This window comes from Flavobacterium xizangense (assembly GCF_054075145.1).
The window spans coordinates 846,574-870,561 of record NZ_JBSIPG010000001.1 but is presented as its reverse complement, the minus strand read 5'-3'; the positions used below and the strand labels follow the sequence as shown (position 1 = coordinate 870,561).

At 34.1% G+C, this 23,988-nt stretch carries 15 protein-coding genes; 7 read left to right on the top strand and 8 right to left on the bottom strand.

The genetic code is table 11. The annotated features are described in order from the left end of the window. Window positions 1–99: 99 nt before the first annotated feature. Entirely contained in the window at window positions 100–822 is a 723-nt protein-coding gene (locus tag ACWA1B_RS03635) for a tetratricopeptide repeat protein (RefSeq protein WP_456904500.1), read from the bottom strand. Between the two features lie 6 nt (window positions 823–828). After that, complete coding sequence (locus ACWA1B_RS03630) at window positions 829–1,410, bottom strand: RNA polymerase sigma factor (protein WP_035646154.1); 582 nt, start codon at window positions 1,408–1,410, stop codon at window positions 829–831. A 127-nt stretch (window positions 1,411–1,537) separates the two neighbouring features. Between ACWA1B_RS03630 and ACWA1B_RS03625 the strand changes: the two genes are divergently transcribed. The 6 genes from ACWA1B_RS03625 to ACWA1B_RS03600 all read left to right on the top strand — a co-directional run bounded on the left by ACWA1B_RS03625 (window position 1,538) and on the right by ACWA1B_RS03600 (window position 14,266). Further along, window positions 1,538–1,837 (top strand): hypothetical protein, encoded by a 300-nt coding sequence (locus ACWA1B_RS03625; RefSeq protein WP_456904499.1) that lies wholly within the window; start codon window positions 1,538–1,540, stop codon window positions 1,835–1,837. Window positions 1,838–2,025: 188 nt separating this feature from the next. Further along, window positions 2,026–3,015: a hypothetical protein gene (locus ACWA1B_RS03620; protein WP_456904498.1), complete on the top strand. Its 990-nt coding sequence runs from the start codon at window positions 2,026–2,028 to the stop codon at window positions 3,013–3,015. Between the two features lie 111 nt (window positions 3,016–3,126). Further along, window positions 3,127–5,079 carry a PKD domain-containing protein gene (locus ACWA1B_RS03615; RefSeq protein ID WP_456904497.1) on the top strand — a complete coding sequence of 651 codons (1,953 nt, stop codon included), beginning with the start codon at window positions 3,127–3,129 and terminating at the stop codon, window positions 5,077–5,079. 56 nt (window positions 5,080–5,135) lie between these two features. Further along, window positions 5,136–7,856 (top strand): CHAT domain-containing protein, encoded by a 2,721-nt coding sequence (locus tag ACWA1B_RS03610; protein WP_456904496.1) that lies wholly within the window; start codon window positions 5,136–5,138, stop codon window positions 7,854–7,856. Further along, entirely contained in the window at window positions 7,808–8,245 is a 438-nt protein-coding gene (locus ACWA1B_RS03605) for a retropepsin-like aspartic protease (RefSeq protein ID WP_035646164.1), read from the top strand. Before ACWA1B_RS03610 ends, ACWA1B_RS03605 begins: the two co-directional genes overlap by 49 nt. A gap of 105 nt (window positions 8,246–8,350) precedes the next feature. Then, window positions 8,351–14,266: a T9SS type A sorting domain-containing protein gene (locus ACWA1B_RS03600; RefSeq protein WP_456904495.1), complete on the top strand. Its 5,916-nt coding sequence runs from the start codon at window positions 8,351–8,353 to the stop codon at window positions 14,264–14,266. A 54-nt stretch (window positions 14,267–14,320) separates the two neighbouring features. Here the strand turns inward: ACWA1B_RS03600 and ACWA1B_RS03595 are convergent, their stop codons facing one another. From ACWA1B_RS03595 to ACWA1B_RS03570, 6 genes are all read right to left on the bottom strand, one after another. Continuing rightward, a complete protein-coding gene (locus tag ACWA1B_RS03595) occupies window positions 14,321–15,571 on the bottom strand; it encodes a TCR/Tet family MFS transporter (protein ID WP_456904494.1) in 1,251 nt (416 codons plus the stop codon). A gap of 246 nt (window positions 15,572–15,817) precedes the next feature. After that, complete coding sequence (locus ACWA1B_RS03590; RefSeq protein WP_456904493.1) at window positions 15,818–18,994, bottom strand: efflux RND transporter permease subunit; 3,177 nt, start codon at window positions 18,992–18,994, stop codon at window positions 15,818–15,820. A gap of 89 nt (window positions 18,995–19,083) precedes the next feature. Continuing rightward, a complete protein-coding gene (locus tag ACWA1B_RS03585) occupies window positions 19,084–20,151 on the bottom strand; it encodes an efflux RND transporter periplasmic adaptor subunit (protein WP_320569547.1) in 1,068 nt (355 codons plus the stop codon). Between the two features lie 9 nt (window positions 20,152–20,160). Beyond that, window positions 20,161–21,492 carry a TolC family protein gene (locus ACWA1B_RS03580; protein WP_456904492.1) on the bottom strand — a complete coding sequence of 444 codons (1,332 nt, stop codon included), beginning with the start codon at window positions 21,490–21,492 and terminating at the stop codon, window positions 20,161–20,163. A gap of 20 nt (window positions 21,493–21,512) precedes the next feature. After that, window positions 21,513–22,112, bottom strand: coding sequence for a TetR/AcrR family transcriptional regulator (locus tag ACWA1B_RS03575; protein ID WP_456904491.1), 600 nt, complete (start codon window positions 22,110–22,112; stop codon window positions 21,513–21,515). A gap of 106 nt (window positions 22,113–22,218) precedes the next feature. After that, window positions 22,219–22,740, bottom strand: coding sequence for a YceI family protein (locus tag ACWA1B_RS03570; RefSeq protein WP_456904490.1), 522 nt, complete (start codon window positions 22,738–22,740; stop codon window positions 22,219–22,221). Window positions 22,741–23,008: 268 nt separating this feature from the next. Between ACWA1B_RS03570 and ACWA1B_RS03565 the strand changes: the two genes are divergently transcribed. Then, window positions 23,009–23,983 carry a polyprenyl synthetase family protein gene (locus ACWA1B_RS03565; RefSeq protein ID WP_456904489.1) on the top strand — a complete coding sequence of 325 codons (975 nt, stop codon included), beginning with the start codon at window positions 23,009–23,011 and terminating at the stop codon, window positions 23,981–23,983. Window positions 23,984–23,988: the final 5 nt, after the last annotated feature.

The following is a 23,988-nucleotide window of genomic DNA, read 5'->3' as shown; positions in this document are numbered from 1 at the left end:
TGGGTAGATGTTTGGGCTGTTTCTTTAAAAAAGAAAACCGAATTTAGAACTAAAATTCCAAATTCGGTTACGGCTTTACGTAAAAGCATTTTTTTTTTATTAATCTAATTCGTCCAAAAGCAATTGCACTTCATCATAATCTTCATAATCCTCTGAAATGGTCTGCAATATTTTTTTGCATCCTTCATAATCTCGCTGTTTCAATTTTGATAGTGCAAGATACCAAGTCGCTTTTTCTTTATATACCGAATTTCCTTCTTTCAATTCATTAAAAACTGCTTCGGATTTTAAATAATGGCTTTCTTCTAAAAGAGAAACGCCATAATAAAATTGAATTTCTGGTGTTTTTCCTTTTGCTAAAACTTCTTCAAAATGCGGAATTGCTAATGAATATCTTTTCGCATTAAATTCTTTTTCAGCATTTTTTAGAGGACCGTCTTCGCTTCCTCTTTCGGCAAAAGAAGCTTGCTCCGGATGGTTATAATCGGCGAAAGCCGGATATTGATTGTAATTAAAAAAGAACAGTCCGAACAAAACCGCAACTGATGCTGCAACGGCAAGGTACCAAGGTTTAAGACCAATGACTTTTGGTTTTTTATTGAAATATTCTTCAGCAATCTGATTCAGATTTTCTTTGAATGCTTCTCTTTCTTCTTCAAAACCAAATTTATTCTGCAATTGAAGCTGCACTGATTTGAAAGTTTCAAATTCTGAAGCAAACTGAGCGTCTTCGGCCAATTGTTTTTCAAAATCATTTTTTTGATCGATAGTCAGTTCGCCTTCCAGATATTGATCGAATAATATGTAGTGTTCTTCGTTCATGACTAATTATTTTTTTAGAGAATTAAAATTTTTTGCTTCCTGAATCCACTGTGTTAACTGACCAATACATAACGATTTTTTTTTGCGCACATATCCGTAAGTTACATTTAGCTTTTCGGCAACTTCTTCCATTGATTTAACAGAAAAACTCAGCTTCAGCAATTCTTGGCATTTATCTCCCAGTTTTTGAAACATGGTGTCAAAAAGTTGCTGTTTTTCATCAAATTCCTCAGTCTGAGCTATTAATTCAAGTGCAGATTCATTTATAGATACCACATCTTCATGAATTGTTACCCCTTTGTTCGAAATTTTTTTGAATTCGTTAAGCCATTTTCTTTTGCATAACAGAAAAAAGTAGGCATCAAAAGGGCATGTTAATTTTAAAGTGCCAGCTTTCGCCTGATTGTAAAGCAATATCATGACTTCCTGAACAATATCCTGCGCCTGATCTCTGTCGCCCGAATTGTTCAGAACGAAAAAGACAACTTTAGGAACGAACTTCTTATAAATAGATTCGATTATTACCGAATCATTTGCAGCAAGTCCGTCAATATACATTTGGTCATGATGTATTTTAATTTTCTCCATAAAAAAACTTTTGATTAGTTAAAGTTAAAAAAGAATCTCAAATAATTTTAAAATACAGGGTAACAATTACAAAATCAAATTGATATAAAGCTGTAATACTCTTTTAAACTAAAAAAAATTAAAAGGAATGGAAACGTATCAATTTACTAAAGAAAAAAGTCTGGATCAGTTTTACGAAATGATTTCGGCCAAAAAACGAAACGGTTTTATTGTTGTCGAACATAATGAAAAACTGCCGTATGTTGTTTTATCCAAAGAAAAAAAAGCCATCAAACATTCTTTTCATCTCTTTTTAACCTGTATCACAATCGGACTTTGGGCAATTGTCTGGCTGTATTTAATTGTTTCGCTTTCGCGGAAGCGAAACATTCTGCTAGCCGTTGATGAAGATGGAAATCTTTTTGAAGACAAATGTTTATCAACCTAAATAAAAAAAATCAAAAACAGGGGTAACAAATTTTAAAGCGAATTGATATAGTGTTATACAAGCCTGAAAAAATATTTTGAAAACAAGGGTAACAATATCAAACCCAAATTGATATAAGAATGTAAATAACAACCAAAATCTGAAAACCACTTGAAACATTCAAGACAGATTTTTAAAAACTAGAAATCATGAACACAAAATTTAAAACTATCAGTCTATTATTTTTATTGTTAATCTCTTTCTCTTTCGTAAGCTGCGACAACAGTGACGGAGATGATATTAAAATTACACCGCCAACTTCGGCTGCTTTTAAAAGCATCAGTGAAAAAGGAGTTAAAGGAAATACTCAAAAATTTACTGCAACAGCCGGAAGCGGAATGATAACAATAACTTCGGCAAAAGGAGTTAAACTAAACATCAACGGAAACTGTTTAACCAAAAACGGAAATGCTGTAACAGGACAAATCGACATTGAATATATCGAGCTTTTTGACAAAGGAAACATGTTGATTACCAACAAACCAACAATGGGAATTACAGCTGACGGAAAGAAAAACCTTTTAATTTCTGGCGGAGAATTCTTCATCAAAGCAACTCAGGGCGGTGTTGAACTTCAAACTTCTTGTTCGATGAGCATGATTGTTCCAACTGCTTTAACCGATGGCTTAGACAATACAATGACGTTGTGGACTGGCGTAATTAACGATGCTGGAGAATTAGCATGGAGAGAAGCAAAAGCAGGCGCTGACGGAGCTAACGGAAAAGGCGGCGTTCAAGGCGAAGGAAACAATTATTATGTAACTTTTGGAAACTTTGGATGGACAAACGTAGATCGTTTTTATAGTGATCCACGTCCAAAAACGACAATTCTTGCCGATGCTCCAGAAGGTTACGACAACAACAACAGTGCAATTTATTTGTCGTATGACGGCGAAGGAAACAATGCACTTGCAAAATTAGATACTTATACCGCTGCAGGATTATTCAGCGAACATTATGGCCAAATCCCGATTGGTCTAAAATGCCACGTGATTTTTGTTACCGAAGACAATGGTCAATGGCGATATGCGATCAAAGCTGTAACTGTTGCTGCCAACGATATTTACACTTTTACTCTTGCCGAAACAATAGTCGGTACAGAAGCGCAATTGGTAGCTGCAATTAATGCGATCCAATAACTTAGAAATGCTTTTTTAAGAAAAAGTGGTGATTTGCTCATCACTTTTTTTTACATTTAATCCTGTTTTAAAATTGATTCTGAAGATTTTAAGATCCAAAACTATCTAGTTATGAAGCCACTACTGTCTATTTTCTTTATTCTCTTCTCTATTCTCTTAATAGGTCAAACCAAAGTAAAAGACACCATAACCCGACGAGCTAATATTGGTTTTATCCAGAACGGAAATGCTGTAAATTTCAAGCCTGAAACACCGCCTTTAATTCCGATTGCCGGCGCTCCAAAACCTAGTTATTCTTATTTATGGGAACTCGGCGACGGCCATTACAGTAAAGAAGCAGAACCTAAACATGTCTATAAAAACAAAGGAACTTACACCACACGCCTTGCCGTAACGAATAATTATGACAACGGAAAACCTCCTGCAACGCGTCCTAAAAAAGTGGCCGTAAATGATATTACAGACAATAGTTATAAAGACATCGCGTCAATTGCTGATCAAAACGGATTTGCAATAATTAAGAATTGTGATCCTATTCCTGATCAGGAAATGATAGTTGTAGTAAGTTATCAAAATCTGGAGAATTATGTTTCGAGCGGAAAACTGTATTTGTTTTACAACGAAAAGCAATTCAAGAATAATAATTTCGAATTAAGCGATTTTAGAACTTACGCAAACGAACGTGAAGTAAAAGAAAATCTCGTAGCTTCAGTTGACGATCTTGATGATTCTAAAAATTATTTGGCTTCCGCCGAAAATATAATCAAACGTAAAAAGTATCGAGATACAACTGCTGAAGAAGATTTAGACGCATCTTTATTAGATGCCAATAAAACGTATCATAATGTTTCGATTTTAGAATTTGATAACGCTAATCCGGGAGAAACACGCAATGTTTTTTATACATTTAAAACTACTCCGGAAATGATTAAAGATACTAGCGCAACGGTTACGATGCGTGGAATTTTTGTTCCAAATCGAAGTTATAAGAATCATAAAATCAAAAACCTCGAAATGGAAATTGTGACTTCGCATGATCCAAATAAAATGGGATCGAACGGAAGTTTTATGAATTACAGATTGGTACGTTTTAAACGAGTGAATTTTAAAACCCGTTTTCAGAATAATGGCGAAGGTCCGGCGCGAAAAATCCGATTAGAAACGGATGTTCCTGATATGTTCGACAAAAAGACTTTTCAGATTGAAAGCATGTATCCTGAATGTCCGATTTGCCCGAAAGGTGAAGAACCAACTGTAAGCTGTCTGGATACCATCATCAAACAAAAACAGATTATTTTTACTTTTAAGAATATCTATTTACCAGGAAGCGAACAGAAAAATGTTCAGGAAAAAGATTCTACAAAAGGTTTTGTAAAATATTCGATGAAGTTTGCCGAAGACTTTCATAAAGTAAAAACAAAAAGCCGAACTGCGATTATTTTTGATAAAAACGAACCTATAATTACCAATTATGCCACTACCCGATTCTTGCCTGGAATTTCGATTGGCGCAAAAGCAGGTTACAATATTTATCCTGATTTAGACAAATCAACAAGTTATTTTGTTGGAGCTACGATTTCGCCTTTTAAATCGTATCGTTTTTACTGGCAAGCGGAATGGTTGAACGCGTTGAATCAATATAATAGCGAAGTTAAAGTCGAAGAAGAATTTTTGACAAACCCCAACGGAGTACGACAATTACAGCGCACAACAACGACAACAGAAAACAAAAATATTAATTGGGAAATTCCTGTTTTGATTCGGTATAACATCAATAATTACATTGGCATTGGAGCCGGAGTTCAGTTCAATGTAAATGTTTCTTCGGAGCAAAATCAAAACATTCAAACTGATCTTTATGAAGGCGACAAAGGCAATTTTTTAATTGATTCCAAAACAACATCAAATACCGTTAAAAACTCTTTTACTGATTTTAAAACTGGATTATTGTTTGATTTAACAGCAGGTTTCGCCAGAATTGGTCCGAGTTTGGGTGCGCGTTATGTGATTAATTTTGAACAGAATTTTAATTATATTCAGCTTTATGGGATATGGAAATTTTAGAGAGTTATTACACCAAGATTTGCAAAGATAGCACTGAGATACACAAAATACTTTTTATGCTTTGTGTGTCTTTGCGAAAAATCGCTGTGAATCTCTGCGAAATAAAACTTAATATAAACTTATATTATTTATATGGTTTAATTTTCTTTTTCATAAATCTGAATGTTTTTGGGCAAAATCAGGAAGATAAAATATATAATGCTATTGATATTTTTGTTGCTCAACCTTCCGCGAAAGCGTTGCAAAATTTAGAGAATATAGAAAATGATTTTTGGAGAAATCCGAAACCAAAAACCAAAGACGAATTACTGGCAATTGTAGTTTTAAATTGCAATAAAGCCTACTATGAAAACCAGTTTGGGCAAACACAAAAAGCCATTTCGAGTTATGAAAAAGCCTGGCAGATTTATCAGAAAAACAAATTTTCTAATTATGATATAATTGAATTTTGTTTAAAACCGCTTGGCAATTTATATACCGTTTTGGGCGATTATGACAATGCCGAAAATACCATAAAACAATATTTTTTTATTGTAAATACTTCTAAAAATTATCCCGACGCGCAAAGACAAAAGTTTGCAGCAATTCTAAATTTATCAAATGTTTATCAAAATACGGGTAGAGTAATTGATGCTATTGAACTTTTGGAAAACACTATAAAAACAGAGAAATTATCAAATTCGGAAAAAGGAATTTTGCTGAATAATTTAGGCAATAATTATCTCTTAGGCTTTAAAGGGGATTTGATGACACAGGAGCTTTATAAGAAAGCTGAAAACACATTTAAGTTAGCCGTTACCTATTTGGAAAACGACAAAAATCATATCGAGAACTTGTCGAATTCTTATCGAAATCTTGCAAATATATGTCGGCAAACACATCGTTTTAAAATCGCCGATTCTTATTTAGAAAAAGCAACCGAACTTTTTTTAGAAATCCCAAATCAGCAGCCTAGAAAAATTGCAAAACTGTATTACGAAAAAGCATTATTACTTTTTGATGAAAAAAAATATGCCGAAAGTACCAAGCAAACTGCCGCGGCTTTTAAAATCTTACTTCCGAATTATGTTGCAAAAAACATTCTTCCCTCTGAAAATGAATTATATCCCGAAACTGTTTTAATGGATATTTTGGACTTGCAAGCGGTAATCTTTGCAAATCAAAATCAACTTAAAAAAGCACTTGAAGGTTATAGGCTTTCTTTTCATATTGAAAACTTATTGATGAGCGGATTAGTCTATGAAAACTCTAAAATCATTTCACAGATTCGTGCCAGAAATCGAACTGAGAAATGTCTGTTGATTTATGATCAATTGTTTAAAAAAGAAAATAAAATTGACTATTTAGAAGAAGCATTTCAATTGGCAGAAAAGACAAAATCGGGAATTTTGAAGCGCCATCTTTCAAATATTAAAATGGCTTCTGCAGAAGAAAAACAGCTTTTAAAGGAATTTCAAAATGCTAATAATTCCATTTTAAAAGAGCAGCAAAAAGGTAATTCGGCGAACATTTCAACTATTAATTCGGCAATAAAAAAGCAAAATGAATTGATGCTTTCGCTGAAGAAAATTCAATCTGAAAACCCAAATTCGATTCCGGAGAATTTAGATTTAAAGGCATTATTTTCAAAATTAGAAAAAGACAACGCAACAATGGTCTATTATTTTATGGGTGCTGAATATCTCTATTATTTCACCGTTCAAAATAACCAAATTAGCTTAAATCATTTTGACGTTACTGATAATGCAATTCCAAGAATTTCAAGATTTATTGATTATTTCAGAACTGCAGATGCCATTACAAATGACATTGTTGGATATAATTATTATGGAAAAAGTGCTTACGATTTATTAAAATTACCTTCAAACGTAACCTATAAAAACCTCATCATTGTTCCAGATGGAATTTTGAATTTTATGCCTTTTGAAGCTTTGATTACGCAAATCTCCAATACAACAAATTTTTCCAAAATGCATTATTTGCTGAATGATTTTAAGATTGCTTATAATACTTCGGCGAATATTTATCTGAATTCTAAACTCATTTCAAAATCAGAAAAAACAGTTTTAGGGGTTTTTCCTGTTTTCGAAAAAACTGCTTTTGAGTTGAGTTATTCCAAAAGAGAATTAGAAGTAATCAGAAGCAATTTTAAAGGAAAATATTTAGAAAATTCGGATGCAACATTTTCTAATTTCAAAAATTATGCGCCAAATTTTTCTATTTTACATTTGAGTACGCACGCTTCTTCTGGTGATATTGAAACTCCGGCAAGCATCAAATTTTATGATCAGGAAATTTTATATTCTGAATTGTATAATCTGCATATTAATCCGGATTTAGTGGTTTTAAGCGCCTGCGAAACCGGAATTGGAAAACTGTATAAAGCAGAAGGCGCAATGAGCGTTGCGCGAGGTTTTCAATTTGCCGGCGCCCAAAATTTATTGTTTTCTTTATGGAAAGTAAATGACTTTACGACTTCGGTTTTTATGACTGATTTTTATAAAAACATTAAAAATGGTGTTTCTTATTTTGAAGCCAATTCAAATGCAAAACTGGAATATTTAAACGACAAATCAATTCCGAATGCCAAGAAATCACCTTATTATTGGAGTTCTTTTGTGTATTACGGATCGCTTTCGGAAGAAGAAAAATCTGAAAATTATATCTATTATATTGTTAGTTTATTGGCCGTAATTGGTTTATTTTTGATATTCAATCGGACTAAAAAATGGAAAATCTTCACGAATACCTCAAAAAAGAGAATTACAAGAAAATAAAATTCAAACTTACCAAAACCCAGCATCTTGGTATAAAAGCCAAAATCAACGGCATTTCTGGGAATTTTATTTTAGACACCGGAGCATCCAATTCTTGCGTTGGTTTTGAAAGTATAGAACGTTTTGAATTAACGGCAAAAAAATCAAAAACCAAGGCTTCGGGCGCGGGCGGAACGGGAATGAAAACTCAAATATCATCTGAAAATAAATTGCAATTGGGAAGTTGGAAAAGCAAAGATTTCAGTATTGTTATTTTTGATCTTTCGCATGTAAATGAAGCATTGGAATCACATAAGGCAAAACCAGTTCATGGCATTATTGGCGCTGATGTTTTATTAGAAGGAAAAGCAATAATTGATTATTTTAACCATTATTTGTATTTAAAATAAGCGTTTTACTTTAGGTTCAAATTTTTTACGCCTTTACGGGAAACCGCAATTTTAACAATATTTATTGTGTTATATTTGTTAAGCCATTTTAACAAATTTAATACTATGAAAAAAACTCTACTCTGTTTTCTTTTATTATTTTCTACCTTTTTTTATGCCCAAGTAACTTCTGTTTCTATCTGCGAAGGAATACCTTTTAATCTGACTTCCCTTAAAACTGACTTTATTGGCAATTTAAATTCATCTGAAACGACTGTAACTTATTTTTTAAGTGAACCCGATGCATTAAGCAACACAAATGTGATTGCCAATCCAGAAACTTACATAAGTTCTGTTGGTCTAATAAAAATTTATGGCAGAATTGATAATAATGGCACTATTACAACCAATTACTTTAATCTGACTACGTTTCCTACCATAAATCTTACTGCTTCACATAAACCAATTTTATGTAAAGGCGAGACTACAGCTTTGAGTCTTAGTTCTTCTGGAGGAAATGCGCCTTATCTCTATTCTGTAAACGGCAGCGCTTTTACAACAAATGATTATTATAATAATTTACCTGCTGGAACATATAATATAGAGGTAAAAAGTCAAAATGCTATTTGCCTAAATACTAAAGTTACTTATGTTGTTCCTGAACCGACAGCTTTAGTGGCAACAGCGATGGTTGATCGTCAAAATGTTATTGTTACTGCCACTGGCGGTACTGCACCATATCAATATTCTTTGGATGGAATCAGTTTTCAATCCGCTAGTTTTTTCGCAAATTTATCACCAGGATCTTATAATATTAGAGTAAAAGATACTAATGGCTGCATAGCATTAGTAAGCACAACTGTAAACTATCCAATAACCTCAAATTTGACAATTGTAAAAATGATAGATTGCACAAGCAATGGTACTCTAACTGCTTATGCCACTGGAGGTCAGCCTCCTTATGTCTATTCTATAAATGGAGGTGCTTATTCTCCAACAAATGTTTATAATGATTTAGTTCCTGGAACTTACATTGTAACAGTAAAAGATGCTACAAACACAATTTCATATACAAACACAATAACGCTTGCTCCACCTGTTCCTGTTGATTTTGTCGCCACTAATACACCTGTATTATGTTATGGAGGAACAGCTTCTTTAACAATTACCGCATTGGCAGGACAAGCTCCTTATCAATATGCTATTAGCGAAGGTCCAAGCACCAGCAATAATATATTTTCAAGTCTTATAGCTGGAAATTACTTGATCAAAGTAACAGATGCTAATGGGTGTATAAATGTAAAACCATATACAATTACAGAACCAACAATTATAACGGGTGAAATTTTGATTGAAGGTCAAACTATATCTGTGACTGACGTAACCGGAGGAACCGGCTCTTATTTTTATTCAATAGATAATGGCAGTTTTCAAGCCAATAACGTTTTTACAAATGTTAATCCGGGATTGCACCATGTGAGAGTAAAGGATTCTAATAATTGTGAACCGGGTAGCTTTTGGGCTGAAATTACGAGTCCTATTACAGCTACGATTGCCATCACTAAAGAGATGGATTGTATGAGCAATGCAGAAGTAGTTGTTGTTGCATCAGGAGGAAAAGCTCCATATGCTTATTCTATAAATGGTACAACTTTTCAAACAAGTAATATTTTCAGCAATTTAACCGAGGGAACTTATTCGTTTACTGTAAAAGATGCCAATGGTGCTGTAACCGCCACAAACAGTATAACTATTGCACCTATAAATTTTCCGACACTAACTTTTACTCAAACGAATGTAAGCTGTTTTCAGGGCACTGACGGAACTATAATTGTAAGTGCAACTGGAGGAAAAGCACCTTATACATACTCCATAAACAACAGTAGTTTTGTTAATACAAATGTTTTCACAAATTTAGTCTCTGGTGTTTATGATATAAGAATAAAAGATGCAAATGGATGTCTGAGTTCTTCCTACGTAGCTATAACTGAGCCTACTGCAATAACAACAACCGTAAGCGTTAAAAATTCAACAACTGTTGGTTCTAATGATGGTCAAATAACAGTTACTGCAATTGGAGGTGTTTCTCCTTATATATATGCCTTGACAATCGATGGAATACCTTCTAGCATTTTCCAAGCTTCAAATATTTTTGATGGTTTAAAAGCAGGATCATATAGTGTTCAGGTTAAAGATGCCAATGGATGTATAGCAATGCAAGCGGTTTCGATTATTGATGGACCGCCTGCACTTGTAGCTACTGCTACAGCAACACAAATTACATGTGCTAATTCTATCGGAGTTATAGCTGTTACTGCAACAGGCGGAACACCTCCTTATACCTATTCTTTTGATGACGGAGTTACTTATAGTGCTTCGAATACGTATAACGGATTCCAGGGAACTTATTCGATTAAAGTTAAGGATGCTGAAAATTCTCAAGCATCTACAACAATTACTTTAATTACTCCAACTCCAATATTTGCAACCGCAATACTTGCAAAAGCAATAGATTGTACAAGCAATGGTATTATAAGCGTTGCTACAACTGGAGGACAAGGCCCTTATTTATATTCTTTCGATAATGGAAATACTTATTCCAGCAATAATACTTTTTCTAATGCTGGGGCTGGAGTTTATACAATACTTGTAAAAGATAATTATGGATGTATTTCTGATGCACAAGCTATAACTGTTGATCCTCTTGTACCATTTCTTGCAACAGCTACTATTACGAAAGAAGTGGATTGCATCAATGGATCTTTCAGAGTGGATGTTACAGGCGGAAAAAGTCCCTACCTATATTCAATTAATAATGAGCCTTATGCCGCAAGTGTACCTCTTTTCTATAAACAAGCAGGCACTTATACAATAAACGTTAAAGATAATGCCAATTGTATTGCTACTACAGCTATAACCTTAAAGCCATATACGCCCGTCTCTGCTACTACAATAGTTACAAATGCAACTTGTTTCGGATCTGCAAATGGTAAAGTAACAGTTCTTGCACATGGAGGTGTTCCACCATATACGTACTCATTAGATGGTACTAATTATCAAACCAGCAATATTTTTAATAATGTTGTCGCCAAAACTTATACAATCAGAATCAAAGATGATAAAAGATGCATCTCAAACGTTACAGCAATTGTTACACAACCAACTAGTTTAGCTATTACTTCAACAATCAAAAGTGTTACTTGTAAAGATTTTAATAACGGATCGGTTACTTTAGCTGCTTCTGGTGGCAAATCTCCTTACACCTATTCAAAAGATGGAGTGACGTATTCATCTAACCCTAATTTTACGGCTTTGACAGCAGGCGTTTATACTTTTTTCGTCAGAGATGCAAACAGCTGTATTGTAACTAATAACTCCACAGTAACTGAGCCTAATACTTTAGAATTAATTACAGATATTAAAACTATAAATAATGATGGGAGCATTGGAGCATATATAAAACTAGATGCTGTAGGTGGTACTGCGCCTTATTTATATTCTTTGAAAAATCAAACTTCGGGCATATCATACGCTCAAAACTCATCTATAAAAATCTACGGCGGTATGTCCGCAGGTTTATACACCATTAGTGTTGTTGATGCAAATGGATGTCAGGTAACCAAAAGTGATATAAATATTACACTTGATAATCCAATACTATTAAATACTGTTAAAACGCCTATATCCTGTATCGCAAATGCTTCATTCTCTGTAAGCGCTTCGGGAGGTGTAGCTCCATATCTTTATTCCTATGACAGTGGCAGTACTTATACCAGCAACAATCCTGGACGAACTAATTTGACTCCCGGTAATTACTCCATATTATTAAAAGATGCTATCGGAAACCAAGCACAAACACATTTCATTGTAAAAGCATATGCTGCTCCAAAAATGACTGCTATTGTTTCTTATGAAACCTCAAACAATTATACTTCAGGTATTATAACAGTAAGCACGACAGGTGGAAAAGCTCCTTACTACTATACTGTTAAAGGAACGAGCGCTAGTAGAGTACTAATTGAAAATGAAACTTCTACAGTCTATAGCGGATTACCAGCTGACACCTATACTGTCTTTTCAAAAGATGCTAATGGTTGCGAATCTGCAAAAACCGAGGTAACACTTACAATTCCGGAGCCTATTGTAATATCTGCATCTATCAGCGCTCCTTTGACTTGTTCAAATAGTACCACAACTTTAACTTTTGGTGCATCTGGAGGAACTGGACCCTATTTATATTCAGCAAATGGCGGTAGAGGTTATACTTCAACTGGTATTTATACTGTAGGAGCGGGAACTTACATTCTTTATGTAAAAGATGCTCTAGGCAATACAAGCTGGATCAAATATATTGTAAAGCAATATGTTCCTGTAACCAATACATTTATTAAAACAAACGTAAGTTGTTCCGGATCTCAGGACGGATCTGTTCAATTTACAGCTTCGGGCGGCATTGCTCCATATACGTATTCATTGGATCAAATTAACTATACCAGCAATAATGCGTTCAGCAATTTAAAAGCGGGAACTTATAATGGAACAGTTAAAGATGCCGTTGGTTGCCTTACTACGGTTCAATTTACAATTACACAGCCTCTTCCGTTAACAATAACCAACAGTGTAACTAATAGTACAACTGTTGATAGTAACGATGGGAAAATAACTGTTATTGCTTCTGGCGGAACGGTTCCTTATCTTTATTCATTGAAAAATGAAAATGGCACATTATTAACTAATCCTCAGAGTCATAACATTTTTGAAAGTTTGCGAATAGGGAAATATACTATAGAGACAAAAGATGCTAATGGATGTATCACAAGCACAACTGGAATAACTATTACTTCAACAACTCTTTTTGGCTCTCTTATTGTAACGCCTGCTACTTGCGTAGCTTCGGGAAGTATTACTATAAATGCAGCCGGAGGAAAATACCCACTTCAATATTCTTTTGATAACGGAATAACTTACGTAACTTCGAATGTAGCTTCAAATTTAAATCCGGGGTCTTACACCATTAAAGTTAGGGATGCAGAAGGCACTACAATTACTCTTTTTGGCACTGTAACAACCCCAACTCCATTGGTCGCTGTAGCATCTAGTACTTCTCCTATACATTGTAATGGAAGCAAGGATGCAGTGATTCAGGTAACAGTTTCCGGAGGAAAAGCTCCATATCTCTATTCGTTAAATGGAAACACTTATCAAGCTAGTAATATATTCTCTAATCTGTCTGCTGGCAGTTACGTCGTAATGATAAAAGACAGTAATGAATGTATTTTTAATTTGATGATTATGTTAAGTGAACCTGATCCATTAGCATCTACAGCCGAAGTAGTAGATCAAACTATCACGGTAAATACTACTGGCGGAGCTGGAGGTTATAGGTATGCAATATCTCCCAACTTAAATCTGTTTTCTGTAAACAATACTTTCTCTAATTTATCACCTGGTACTTATAGTATCATCACTTCTGATTTAAATGGATGTTATGTTATAATGGATGTTGTTGTTGATCCAATTGCTCCAACAATAAACGGACAAAGTAATAAAATGACTGTAGAATTTAAGCCTGGACAAACTTTAGCAGACTTAACTATCGACGGACAAGACATTAAATGGTATAGTACTCCTGGAAATTCTTCAAGTGGAAAAACAAGCAAATCAACAGCTGAAACTCCTTTGCCTCTGACAACTGTTTTGGTCGACGGAACTACTTATTATGCTTCGCAAACCATAAACGGAATTGAAAGCAAAGAACGTCTTGCCGTAACAGCTAAAGTAAATGGTTCACTTTCGGCACCAGATTTTAATTTGACTTCGTTCCAATTTTATCCTAATCCGGTGAAAGATATTTTAAATATCAAAAATGATTCGGTTATTGATGATGTTGAAATTATTGACATATCTGGAAAATCTGTTGTCTTGAAGAAAATCAATGATCTTCATTCAGAAATTGATTTATCAAACCTTTCTCGCGGAATTTATATCTTAAAAGTAAAATCTGAAAACAGACAGAAGACAATAAAATTCATTAAAGAATAATTTTTCAAAGCAATAAAAAAGCCTTCATTTTAAACAATGAAGGCTTTTTTATTTTTATTCAATTTCCTGAGGATGAATTTCTGCTTTTGGAACTGAATGTTTTTTCAATGAAAAATAAGCAACAAAAGTACTCAATAACATTAAAAAACCGCCTAAAATAAATGGCGCTCCTGCGAATTTAAAAGGAGCATCACTATGAGTAAAAAAGTAAAATGTATTAGCCATCATTGGCGGACCAATGATTGAAGAAGCACTCATTAAACTCGTCAAAGTTCCCTGAATTTCTCCCTGTTCACTTGGCGAAACTTTGCTGGCAACAACGGATTGAAGCGCCGGACCGGCAATTCCACCAAGACAATATGGAATTAAAAATACAAACATCATCCAGCTTTCTGTTGCAAAAGCAAACAAAAGCATTCCGATAGTGTATAATCCTAAACCAATATAAATGCTTTTTTCGTTCCCTAATTTTGGATTAATAAAACGAACTAATCCGCCTTGAACCACTCCAACTAAAAGACCTATTATTCCTAAAGAAATTCCGATCATTCTTTCATCCCAATTAAATTGGTAAATAGTGAAGAAACTCCAGTTGCTCTGAACTGCATGTGAACCAACATACAAAAGAAATATCGCTGAAATCAATCCGATTAATTCCGGATGTTTTTTTAAACCTAAAATTGCGCCAACCGGATTGGCACGTTTCCAGTCGAAAGGTCTGCGGTTTTCTTTTTTCAGAGATTCAGGCAAAATGAAAAATCCGTAAAGGAAATTCACCATACACAAAACGGCTGCAGCATAAAAAGGAACTCTCGATCCGTATTGACCTAATAAACCGCCAATAACAGGTCCGATGATAAATCCTAAACCAAAAGCAGCGCCAACCAAACCAAAGTTTTTTGCTCTGTTTTCGGCTGTACTTACATCGGCAATATAAGCAGAAGCCGTTGTAATACTTGCTCCTGTTACTCCGGCAATTATTCTTCCAATAAAAAGCCAAAGAATTGTTGGCGAAAAAGCCAATAAAATATAATCCAATGAAAATCCGAAAAGTGAAATCAAAATAATGGGTCTTCTTCCAAATTTATCACTCAAATTTCCAATAACTGGTGCAAATACAAACTGCGTTATTGCATATGCAAAAGTCAGCCAGCCGCCAATTTTTGCGGCTTCGCTAATATCTCCGTGAATCAATTCTTCAATTAATTTCGGAATCACAGGAATAATAATTCCCCATCCGGTAATGTCGATTAACATGGTTATGAAAATGAAACCAATCGCCGCAGATTTATCTTTTTGTAGCATAATAATTTTAGTAAGGTCATGCAAATAAACATATTTTCGGTTAACAATATGAAAACTGCCTATAATTTTTTCACGCAGATTGAATAAAGATTTATACAGATAAATACAGATCTATTCTAATTGGATCTACTAAAATCTGCCAAATCTGTGTGAACTAATTTCTATTCTTCCTTATAAAGAATCAATAAAAAAAATCCCAAATTCCAATTAAGGAACTTGGGATTTACAAATCAAAAATTAAATCTATTAATGCGTATGTTTCGGATTAAAACCGTCTTCGCTTAATTCAGTTGGCGTATAATCAGCCACCATTTCAGCTTCGTAATCGATTTTTTCTCCTTTAGAGAATTTCTGAATTAATTTCTCCATGATATTATAAATTACAGGAACTACAATCAAGGTTAAGAATAAAGAAGAAATCAAACCTCCAATAATTACCCAAGCCAAACCGTTTTTCCATTCAGCTCCTGCTCCTTTTGCTAATGCAATTGGAAACATACCAAATACCATCGCAATTGTTGTCATCAAGATCGGACGCAAACGAGCGTGGTTTGCCTGAATTAATGCCGTTCTGATTGATTCTCCTGCAGCTCTTCTTTGGTTCGTATAATCGACAAGCATGATCGCGTTCTTACACACCAGACCAATCAACATGATGATACCTAAAATGGTAAAGATATTTAATGAATTGTTTGTTAATGCCAGCGCTAACATCGCCCCAATAAACGAAAGCGGAATTGCAAACAATACTACGAATGGATGCGCGAAACTGTCATACAAACTCACCATTACAAGGTAAACCAAAATAATAGCTGCTAATAAAGCGATTCCTAAAGTACCAAATCCTTCCGATTGATTCTCTTGGTCACCACCCCAGATGTAGTTTACTCCAGCTGGTTTTTTCAATTTATCTAATTTAACCTGCCATTGCTGTACAATTGTTCCAGATGGCACCCCAACGTTTTGTCCTTTTACCGTTACAGACGCAGATTTGTCTCTACGCTCTAACTGGCTAGGTCCAGAACCTTCAGTAATATCTGCAAATTGAGACAATTTAATTTGCTGACCTGCATTATTAATAAAAATCAAATTACTAACGTCAGTAATACTTTTTCTGTCAAAAGCATTATATCTGATATTGATATCGTATTCGTATTCACCAGCTCTATATTTACCGTCAGTATTACCACTAAAAGCAGTTTGCATTGTTAAACCAACTGTTTGAAGTGTCAAACCTAAAGCAGCCATTTTATCACGATCCACTTTTACGTTAATTTCAGGGTTTCCGTCTTCAACTGTTAATTTGATCTCAGTTGTTCCAGGAATTGTACGTAATTCTGCTTCAGCTTGTTTAGCAAAAGCCATAGCCGCTTCTGTAGATGGACCTGTTACAATTAATCCTAAAGTTGCGTCTTCAGCAGTACCCAAGATACCAACAGGAACCGTTTTTACTTTTGCTCCAACTAATACTTTTTCAAGTTTACGTTTAATTTTTGCAGCATAAACATTCGCATCATCTGTACGATCTTTTTGCTCGATCATTTTTACATCGATCTCTGCTTTGTAAGCTGTCGCTTGAGATGCTCCAAAACCTTCAGAAGTTTGTCCTACCGTTGTAATTTGGCTGTGAACATATTCCTGTGCTTTTAAGAAAGCTTCTGCTTTTTGCGTCATGAAGTTCGTTTGTTCTAATGAAGCATCTTTTGGCATTTCAATTTGTACTAAGAACTCTCCACTATCAGAAGAAGCAAAAAACTCTCCTCCAATGAAACCTCCGCCCATTAATCCAATGGTTGAAGCAAAGAATAATACAATTACAACAATAAAAGTTTTAATATAATGATCTAAACACCAAGTCAATAAATGAGAAACCCAGTTAGTGAAACGTGTTAAATAGCTTTCGAAACCAAGGATGATTCTTCCAAATAAATTCTTTCCTTCAATATGCTCTAATTTCCCGAAACGAGAAGACAACCAAGGAATAATAGTAAATGAAGCCAACAATGATAACATCGTTGAGATAATTACCGTAACACAGAATTGTGTAATGATGTTAGAAACCAATCCAGAACTCATCGCAATAGGCAAGAATACTACAACAATTACTAATGTAATCGAAGTTACGGTTCCACCGATCTCAGCTGTTCCATCATACGACGCACGGATTCGGCTTTTACCCATTTCCATGTGCCTGTAAATATTCTCCAGTACCACAATCGCGTCATCCACAAGAATACCTACAACAAGAGATAAACCAAGTAAACTCATTAAGTTCAAAGTATATCCCATTAAATAAATTCCGATGAAAGTTGCAATTAACGATGCAGGAATCGAAACCATTACAATCAATGAGTTTCTAATACTGTGAAGGAAAAACAACATTACAAATGCTACCAGAATTACCGCAATCAATAAATCGTGAACAACAGAATCTGCTGCTTCAAGGGTAAAGATTGTACTGTCTTTTGCTACTTCTAATTTAAGTTGATTTACTTTATAATCTTTTTCAAGAGTTGCAATTGTTTTTAGTAATTGTTCACTTACTGCCACCGCGTTTGCATCTGATTGTTTGATGATTTGCAGTACGATTGCACTTTTTTGGTCTACACGTGATATTTTTTCAGCAATTTTCTGCGTATCCTGAACATCGGCAATATCACTTAAACGAATTTGAATTCCGTTTTGAGAAGAAACCACTAAGTTTCTTAATTCTTCAACACTTTTATATTTACCCGCTAAACGAATTAATATTTTTTGATTACGAGTCTGAATGTTTCCAGTTGGGAAATCTAAGTTTGAAGTCAAAATATTTTGCTGAACCTGAGGAATAGAAAGTCCGTAACCCTGCATTTTTACAGCGTCAAGATTCACCTGAATTTCACGCTCAGAACCACCAATAATGTTTACCTGCGCCACACCTTGTACACGAGATAAAATTGGAGCCACTTTTTTATCAATTAAATCATAAAAGGCCGCTTCGTCCATTTTACCATTGGCACCAAGTGTCATAATTGGTAAATCACTCAACGAGAATTTGGTTAAAGCCGGCGTTTTAACATCATCTGGCAAATCACTGATGATGGCGTTGATTTTACGCTGTGCATCGTTCAAAGAAAAATCGACTTTTGCGTTTGATGTCAGCGTAATCGAAACAATCGACAAACTTTCATACGACTTGGAGTCAATCTTTTTTACGTTCTCCAAAGACGCAATCGCATCTTCTATTTTTTTGGTCACTGTATTCTCTACCTCACTTGGAGAAGCTCCAGGATAAACAGTAGAAATTGTAATAACGTTTTGTTCAAATTTTGGGATCAGCTCATAGCCTAATTGGCTGTAACTGAACAATCCACCAAGAGTCAGAATTGTAAACAATACAATTACTAACGACGGACGTTTTATGGATATTTCGGCTAATTTCATATTTGTTGCTTTATGCTATAGGCTGTAAGCTATAGGCTTTAGGCTTTTTTAGGGCTTAAAACTTATTACTTAAGGCTTAAAACCAATAATTATTTAATAATTTCTACTGTATTACCATCTTGTAAGTTAATTTGACCTGTAGTAATTACCTTTTCTCCGTCAGATAATCCGCTTAAAATTTCTACTTGATCTCCTAAGATTCTTCCAGCAACAACTTTTTTCAATTTTGCAACACCGTTTTCAGCTACAAAAATTTCGTTACTACTTACACTTCCAACAAATGCATTTCTAGGAACGACTGTTAAGCTTTGTTTTTGTTGTTTAGATGCAAAATTTGCTGTCCCGTACATACCTGCTTTTAAGTCGTTGTTTGAATTATTTGTAATTTCAATTTCAACTGGAAAGTTCAAACTAGCATCAGCTTTTGCAGCGATAAATGTAATTTTTCCTGGAAAAGTTTTATCAGGATAAACACTTGCAGTAACATTGATATTATCTCCTAATTTCAAGCTTGCTACTTGATTTTCGTTTACCGTAACTGTCAACTTTAATTTTGCAGTATTTACGATATCAAATAACGCTGTTGCAGGCATTCCTGTCAAGATAGAACCTGGCTCAATATACTTTTTATTGATAAATCCGTTGATTGGAGCTTTTACTTTTGTATCACCAACATTAATATTTGCCTGAGTTAAGTTTGACTGAGCATTTGTCAAAGCCAGTTTTGCCTGATCTAATTGTTGTTTTGTAACACCGCCAGTTTTAAAAGCATTTTCGTATCTCGCATAATCAGATTTTGCATTATTATAAACTGCTTGTGCTTGTTGGGCATTTACATTGATTATATCGCCTCTCATTGTCAATAAAGTCTGACCTACTCTTACGTAATCACCTTCTTTAGCCAAAACACTAATTACTTTTCCAGATTTTTCAGCAGAGAAAGTCAATTCCTGAGTTGGAGCAAAGTTTCCGTTAGCAACGAAATCTAATGAAACTACTTCTGTTTTTACTGGAGTAACTTTAACTGAAACAGCAGCATTTTTCTCGGCTACGATATCTGTTTTTTCCTTATTCTTTTTCTTATTGTTATTTAAAACATATCCAATCACACCCAAAGCTGCGATTATGATTACGATTGTTATAATAGTTTTCTTCATTGTAATTAGTTATTTAATAAGAGTTTTTAGTTCGCCTTTTGATTTGATTAATGCCACTTCGGCAATTTTATAATTTAAAACAGCTCTTGTGTAATTATTTTGAGCTTCCTGATGTGCATTTTCAGCATCCAATAAATCGGTTAAAGATGCTAAACCTTGCAGATAATTGTTTTTTGTATTGCTCAAAATTTCACGAGCCAAACGCATATTTTCTTGTTGGTTTTGGATGGTTACCATGTTGTTATCGATTTGCGCCATTGCATTTCTATAATCCAGATCAAGAGAAAGTTTAGTGTCTTTGATATCTTCCTGAAGTGATCTAATTTCTATATCGGCTTGTCTTACTTTTGCACGAGTTCCAAATCCTGTAAAAATTGGTACGTGTAAATTTAATCCGATAGCAGCGTAATCTGACCAATATACTCCATCTGAAGGTTTTGCAAACCAAGGCAATTGCGGACCCTGACCAATATAATTGTAACCAGCAGTTAATGAAAGTGTTGGATAATATCCAGCTTCGACAGCTTTTTTATTGAATACTAAAAGCTCTTCTTGTTTTTTCAAAAGCAGGTATTCTGTTCTGTTTTCTACATTTGGAACTTCAGTTAAAGATGCCGGTACAGCTTCAAATTCTTCTTTTGGGATAATAATTTGAGTTTCAATTGGCATACCCATATAAAACTTCAAAGCATTTTCCTGTAATTCAATTTGATTTTTAACTTGCTGACGATCTGTATCAATGTTTGATAATTTTACGATAATACGGTCTAAATCAATTTTCTTAGCTAAACCATTATCAAATTGCCCTTTTACAACATCATGAACTTTTGTAGTATTAAAATAAGTACTGTCTAGCAACTTTAATCTTTCACGCTGTACGTATACAGAATAATAGTTGTTTGCTACTCTTTCAATAACTTGTTCTTCTGTTAATTGATCGTTGATTTGATAAAATTCACGAGTAGATTTTGCTGCTCTTAAACCTGTAAAAACAGATTGATCAAATATCGCCTGAGTTAATGAAAGTCCTGCGTTTGAAGTCCATTTTTGGCCAAATGCTGCCTGAATCGTAGTTCCCGGCTGACCAAAACCAGCTCCATCAATAACGGTTGTCTGAATTATCGGATTATGAGTTAAGTTTCCGTTTGCAGAAATCTGAGGTAACGCTCTAGAGCGTATTTCCTGAATTTTGTACTCACTATTCTCAACCTCTAATTTTGCCTTTTTAGCGTCGGCTTTATTCTGAAGCGCATAAACAAGCGCGTCTTTCAAGGTTAATGTGACTTGTGCATTGGCAGACAAGCCAAGAGTGCACAGTAGTATTACAATTATTTTTTTCATAAATTATATATTATTGGCGATTAAGCGGTGATTTTTTTAAGTTGTTTTTCGAGTTCCTGTATTCCTTTTTCTGTTGCCATTGCTCTGGTGTGATATTCCAAAGCTTCTAATTCTATTTTTTGAGCTTCTCTTTCTGAAACTGTAGTTTCATTGATATGAAAAATCAAAGTGTAGTAAAATTTCACATAAATATCGATATTCAGATCTGCTCTGTATAAACCTTCTCTAATACCTTTTAAAATATTATCTTTAAAATAATGATTGCATTGGTCGATTTCGTGCGTCATTACATTTTGATAAATTTCCGGGTAATGCTTTTTCAACTGATAAAGGGGCGAAGTGTCTGTTGCATTTTTAAACATATCACGAAACATCTCTCTAATTTCAAAGTTTTCATGAATCGCATTATAATTTTTTGCTACAATCGTGTCAATAACTTCATGTACTTGCTTATGAACCATTGATGTACTCTCTTCAATTAAAACTTCTTTATTGCAGAAATACTTGTAAATCGTTTTTTTTGAAATACACATTTCTCCGGCAATATCATCCATGGTCACGCTTTTAAAACCAAGTCTTAAAAACAGCTCACTTGCTTTTGATATAATTTTCTCTTTCATTTTAACTTTCAATTGCATTACAAATATACTTAGGAAACTAAAATCAGAAAAATAGTTTCCGTTATATTTGTAATAATTTTACATTAATTTATTCATTATGTAAGATTTATATGCTGAATTCTAAATTGGCAATAAGTTTAATATCTCTTCCAAGCGCTAATCCTCCGTTATGATGAAATGAATTGTAATCCAATCCAAAATCCTGGCGTTTGATATCGCCTTTAATTTCAAAAGCAACTTTTTTCTCGCCGTTGTAATTATTAATACCAATAAATTCTGCATCAAGTTCTACAACTTTGGTCACATCTTTTATCGTTAAATCGCCTTTGAAAAAATTAATATTATTATTTACTTTTTGAAAAGAAGTTGACTTAAAACTAATAATTGGATGCTCATCTACATCAAAAAAATCCTGAAGCTGCAAGTTGGTATCAATTTGCTGAAAGCTTTCATTTTTGTTATTAATATCAAATGAAAATTCTACCGACGCATCTTCAATCTCATTATCTTCAATATTCACATAACCGCCAAATTTATTTGTAGTTCCTCCTAAATAAGCAATTATAGAATGTCTCATTTTAATTAAAACATCTGATTGTGTAGAATCTAAAGTCCATGTTGTTTTCATAATTATCTGATTTAATTGAGTTTATAAATTACTCAAAGTGTTCAGGAAACTTTTTTAGTGTTCTTGGTTTCCAATTTCGGATGCAAATATATACAGGAAACTCTGAATACCAAAAAAGTTTCCAAGTTTTTTTTTATAATTATTTTAAGGAACCATTTTTTGCCCCTTTAAAAACAATCATTAAATGTTTCTTAGCATTTCGTATTTACAAAGCAATAATTCATAATTGAATTGTATCTTTGAGCCTCGTAAATCAGAATTTCATTTTATGCACGATATAAGTCAGTACCAGGATTTTTTTATTAGTTACTTAAAAAAACAAAGCATACAAAAAGAACCTAAAAATCTTTATGAGCCTATTGAATATATTTTAGGACTTGGCGGAAAAAGAATGCGTCCGGTACTTACTTTAATGGCAGCAGAAGTTTTTGATACTGATTATAAAACAGCGCTTCCGGCCGCAATGGCGGTTGAAGTTTTTCATAATTTCTCACTTGTACATGACGACATCATGGATGATGCGCCTTTGCGTAGAGGAGAAGAAACCGTTCATGAAAAATGGAATATCAACACCGGAATTTTGTCTGGAGATGCCATGCTAATTCTGGCTTATCAATATTTTGAACAATACGAACCAGCTGTTTTTAGAGACTTGGCAAAATTATTCAGCAAAACCGCGCTTGAAGTCTGCGAAGGACAGCAATGGGATGTTGATTTTGAAGAAAGAACAGATGTTACTATTCCGGAATATCTGAAAATGATTGAATACAAGACAGCCGTTTTAGTTGCTGCAGCTATGAAAATGGGCGCAATTGTAGCTAAAACTTCAGAAAAAGAAGGCGATTTGATTTATGATTTCGGATTGAATTTAGGATTAGCTTTCCAATTGCAGGATGATTATTTAGATGCTTTTGGAGATCCCGAAACTTTTGGGAAACAAGTTGGCGGCGACATCATTGAGAACAAAAAAACCTATTTATATTTAAAAGCCTTAGAATTTTCAACTCCTGAAAAAGCATCAGAATTAGAAAAATTATTCCGTTTACAATTGGATGAAAATTCAGAAAAAATCGAAACTGCAAAAGCCATTTTTAATGAATCAGGCGCTTCAAAAGCAACGCAAGACGCAATAGAAATGTACACTTTTAAAGCTTTTGAAACTTTAGAAAAAATGGATATTAATGCTGAAAAGAAAAATATCCTGAGGACATTTGGCGAAAACTTAATGGGACGTAAAGTTTAAAACAT

What these genes read in the sequence shown, in the direction of transcription:
- ACWA1B_RS03635 (WP_456904500.1), bottom strand. Translation starts at nt 822, where the DNA reads ATGAACGAAGAACACTACATATTATTCGATCAATATCTGGAAGGCGAA.
- ACWA1B_RS03630 (WP_035646154.1), bottom strand. Translation starts at nt 1,410, where the DNA reads ATGGAGAAAATTAAAATACATCATGACCAAATGTATATTGACGGACTT.
- ACWA1B_RS03625 (WP_456904499.1), top strand. Translation starts at nt 1,538, where the DNA reads ATGGAAACGTATCAATTTACTAAAGAAAAAAGTCTGGATCAGTTTTAC.
- ACWA1B_RS03620 (WP_456904498.1), top strand. Translation starts at nt 2,026, where the DNA reads ATGAACACAAAATTTAAAACTATCAGTCTATTATTTTTATTGTTAATC.
- ACWA1B_RS03615 (WP_456904497.1), top strand. Translation starts at nt 3,127, where the DNA reads ATGAAGCCACTACTGTCTATTTTCTTTATTCTCTTCTCTATTCTCTTA.
- ACWA1B_RS03610 (WP_456904496.1), top strand. Translation starts at nt 5,136, where the DNA reads ATGCTTTGTGTGTCTTTGCGAAAAATCGCTGTGAATCTCTGCGAAATA.
- ACWA1B_RS03605 (WP_035646164.1), top strand. Translation starts at nt 7,808, where the DNA reads ATGGAAAATCTTCACGAATACCTCAAAAAAGAGAATTACAAGAAAATA.
- ACWA1B_RS03600 (WP_456904495.1), top strand. Translation starts at nt 8,351, where the DNA reads ATGAAAAAAACTCTACTCTGTTTTCTTTTATTATTTTCTACCTTTTTT.
- ACWA1B_RS03595 (WP_456904494.1), bottom strand. Translation starts at nt 15,571, where the DNA reads ATGCTACAAAAAGATAAATCTGCGGCGATTGGTTTCATTTTCATAACC.
- ACWA1B_RS03590 (WP_456904493.1), bottom strand. Translation starts at nt 18,994, where the DNA reads ATGAAATTAGCCGAAATATCCATAAAACGTCCGTCGTTAGTAATTGTA.
- ACWA1B_RS03585 (WP_320569547.1), bottom strand. Translation starts at nt 20,151, where the DNA reads ATGAAGAAAACTATTATAACAATCGTAATCATAATCGCAGCTTTGGGT.
- ACWA1B_RS03580 (WP_456904492.1), bottom strand. Translation starts at nt 21,492, where the DNA reads ATGAAAAAAATAATTGTAATACTACTGTGCACTCTTGGCTTGTCTGCC.
- ACWA1B_RS03575 (WP_456904491.1), bottom strand. Translation starts at nt 22,112, where the DNA reads ATGAAAGAGAAAATTATATCAAAAGCAAGTGAGCTGTTTTTAAGACTT.
- ACWA1B_RS03570 (WP_456904490.1), bottom strand. Translation starts at nt 22,740, where the DNA reads ATGAAAACAACATGGACTTTAGATTCTACACAATCAGATGTTTTAATT.
- ACWA1B_RS03565 (WP_456904489.1), top strand. Translation starts at nt 23,009, where the DNA reads ATGCACGATATAAGTCAGTACCAGGATTTTTTTATTAGTTACTTAAAA.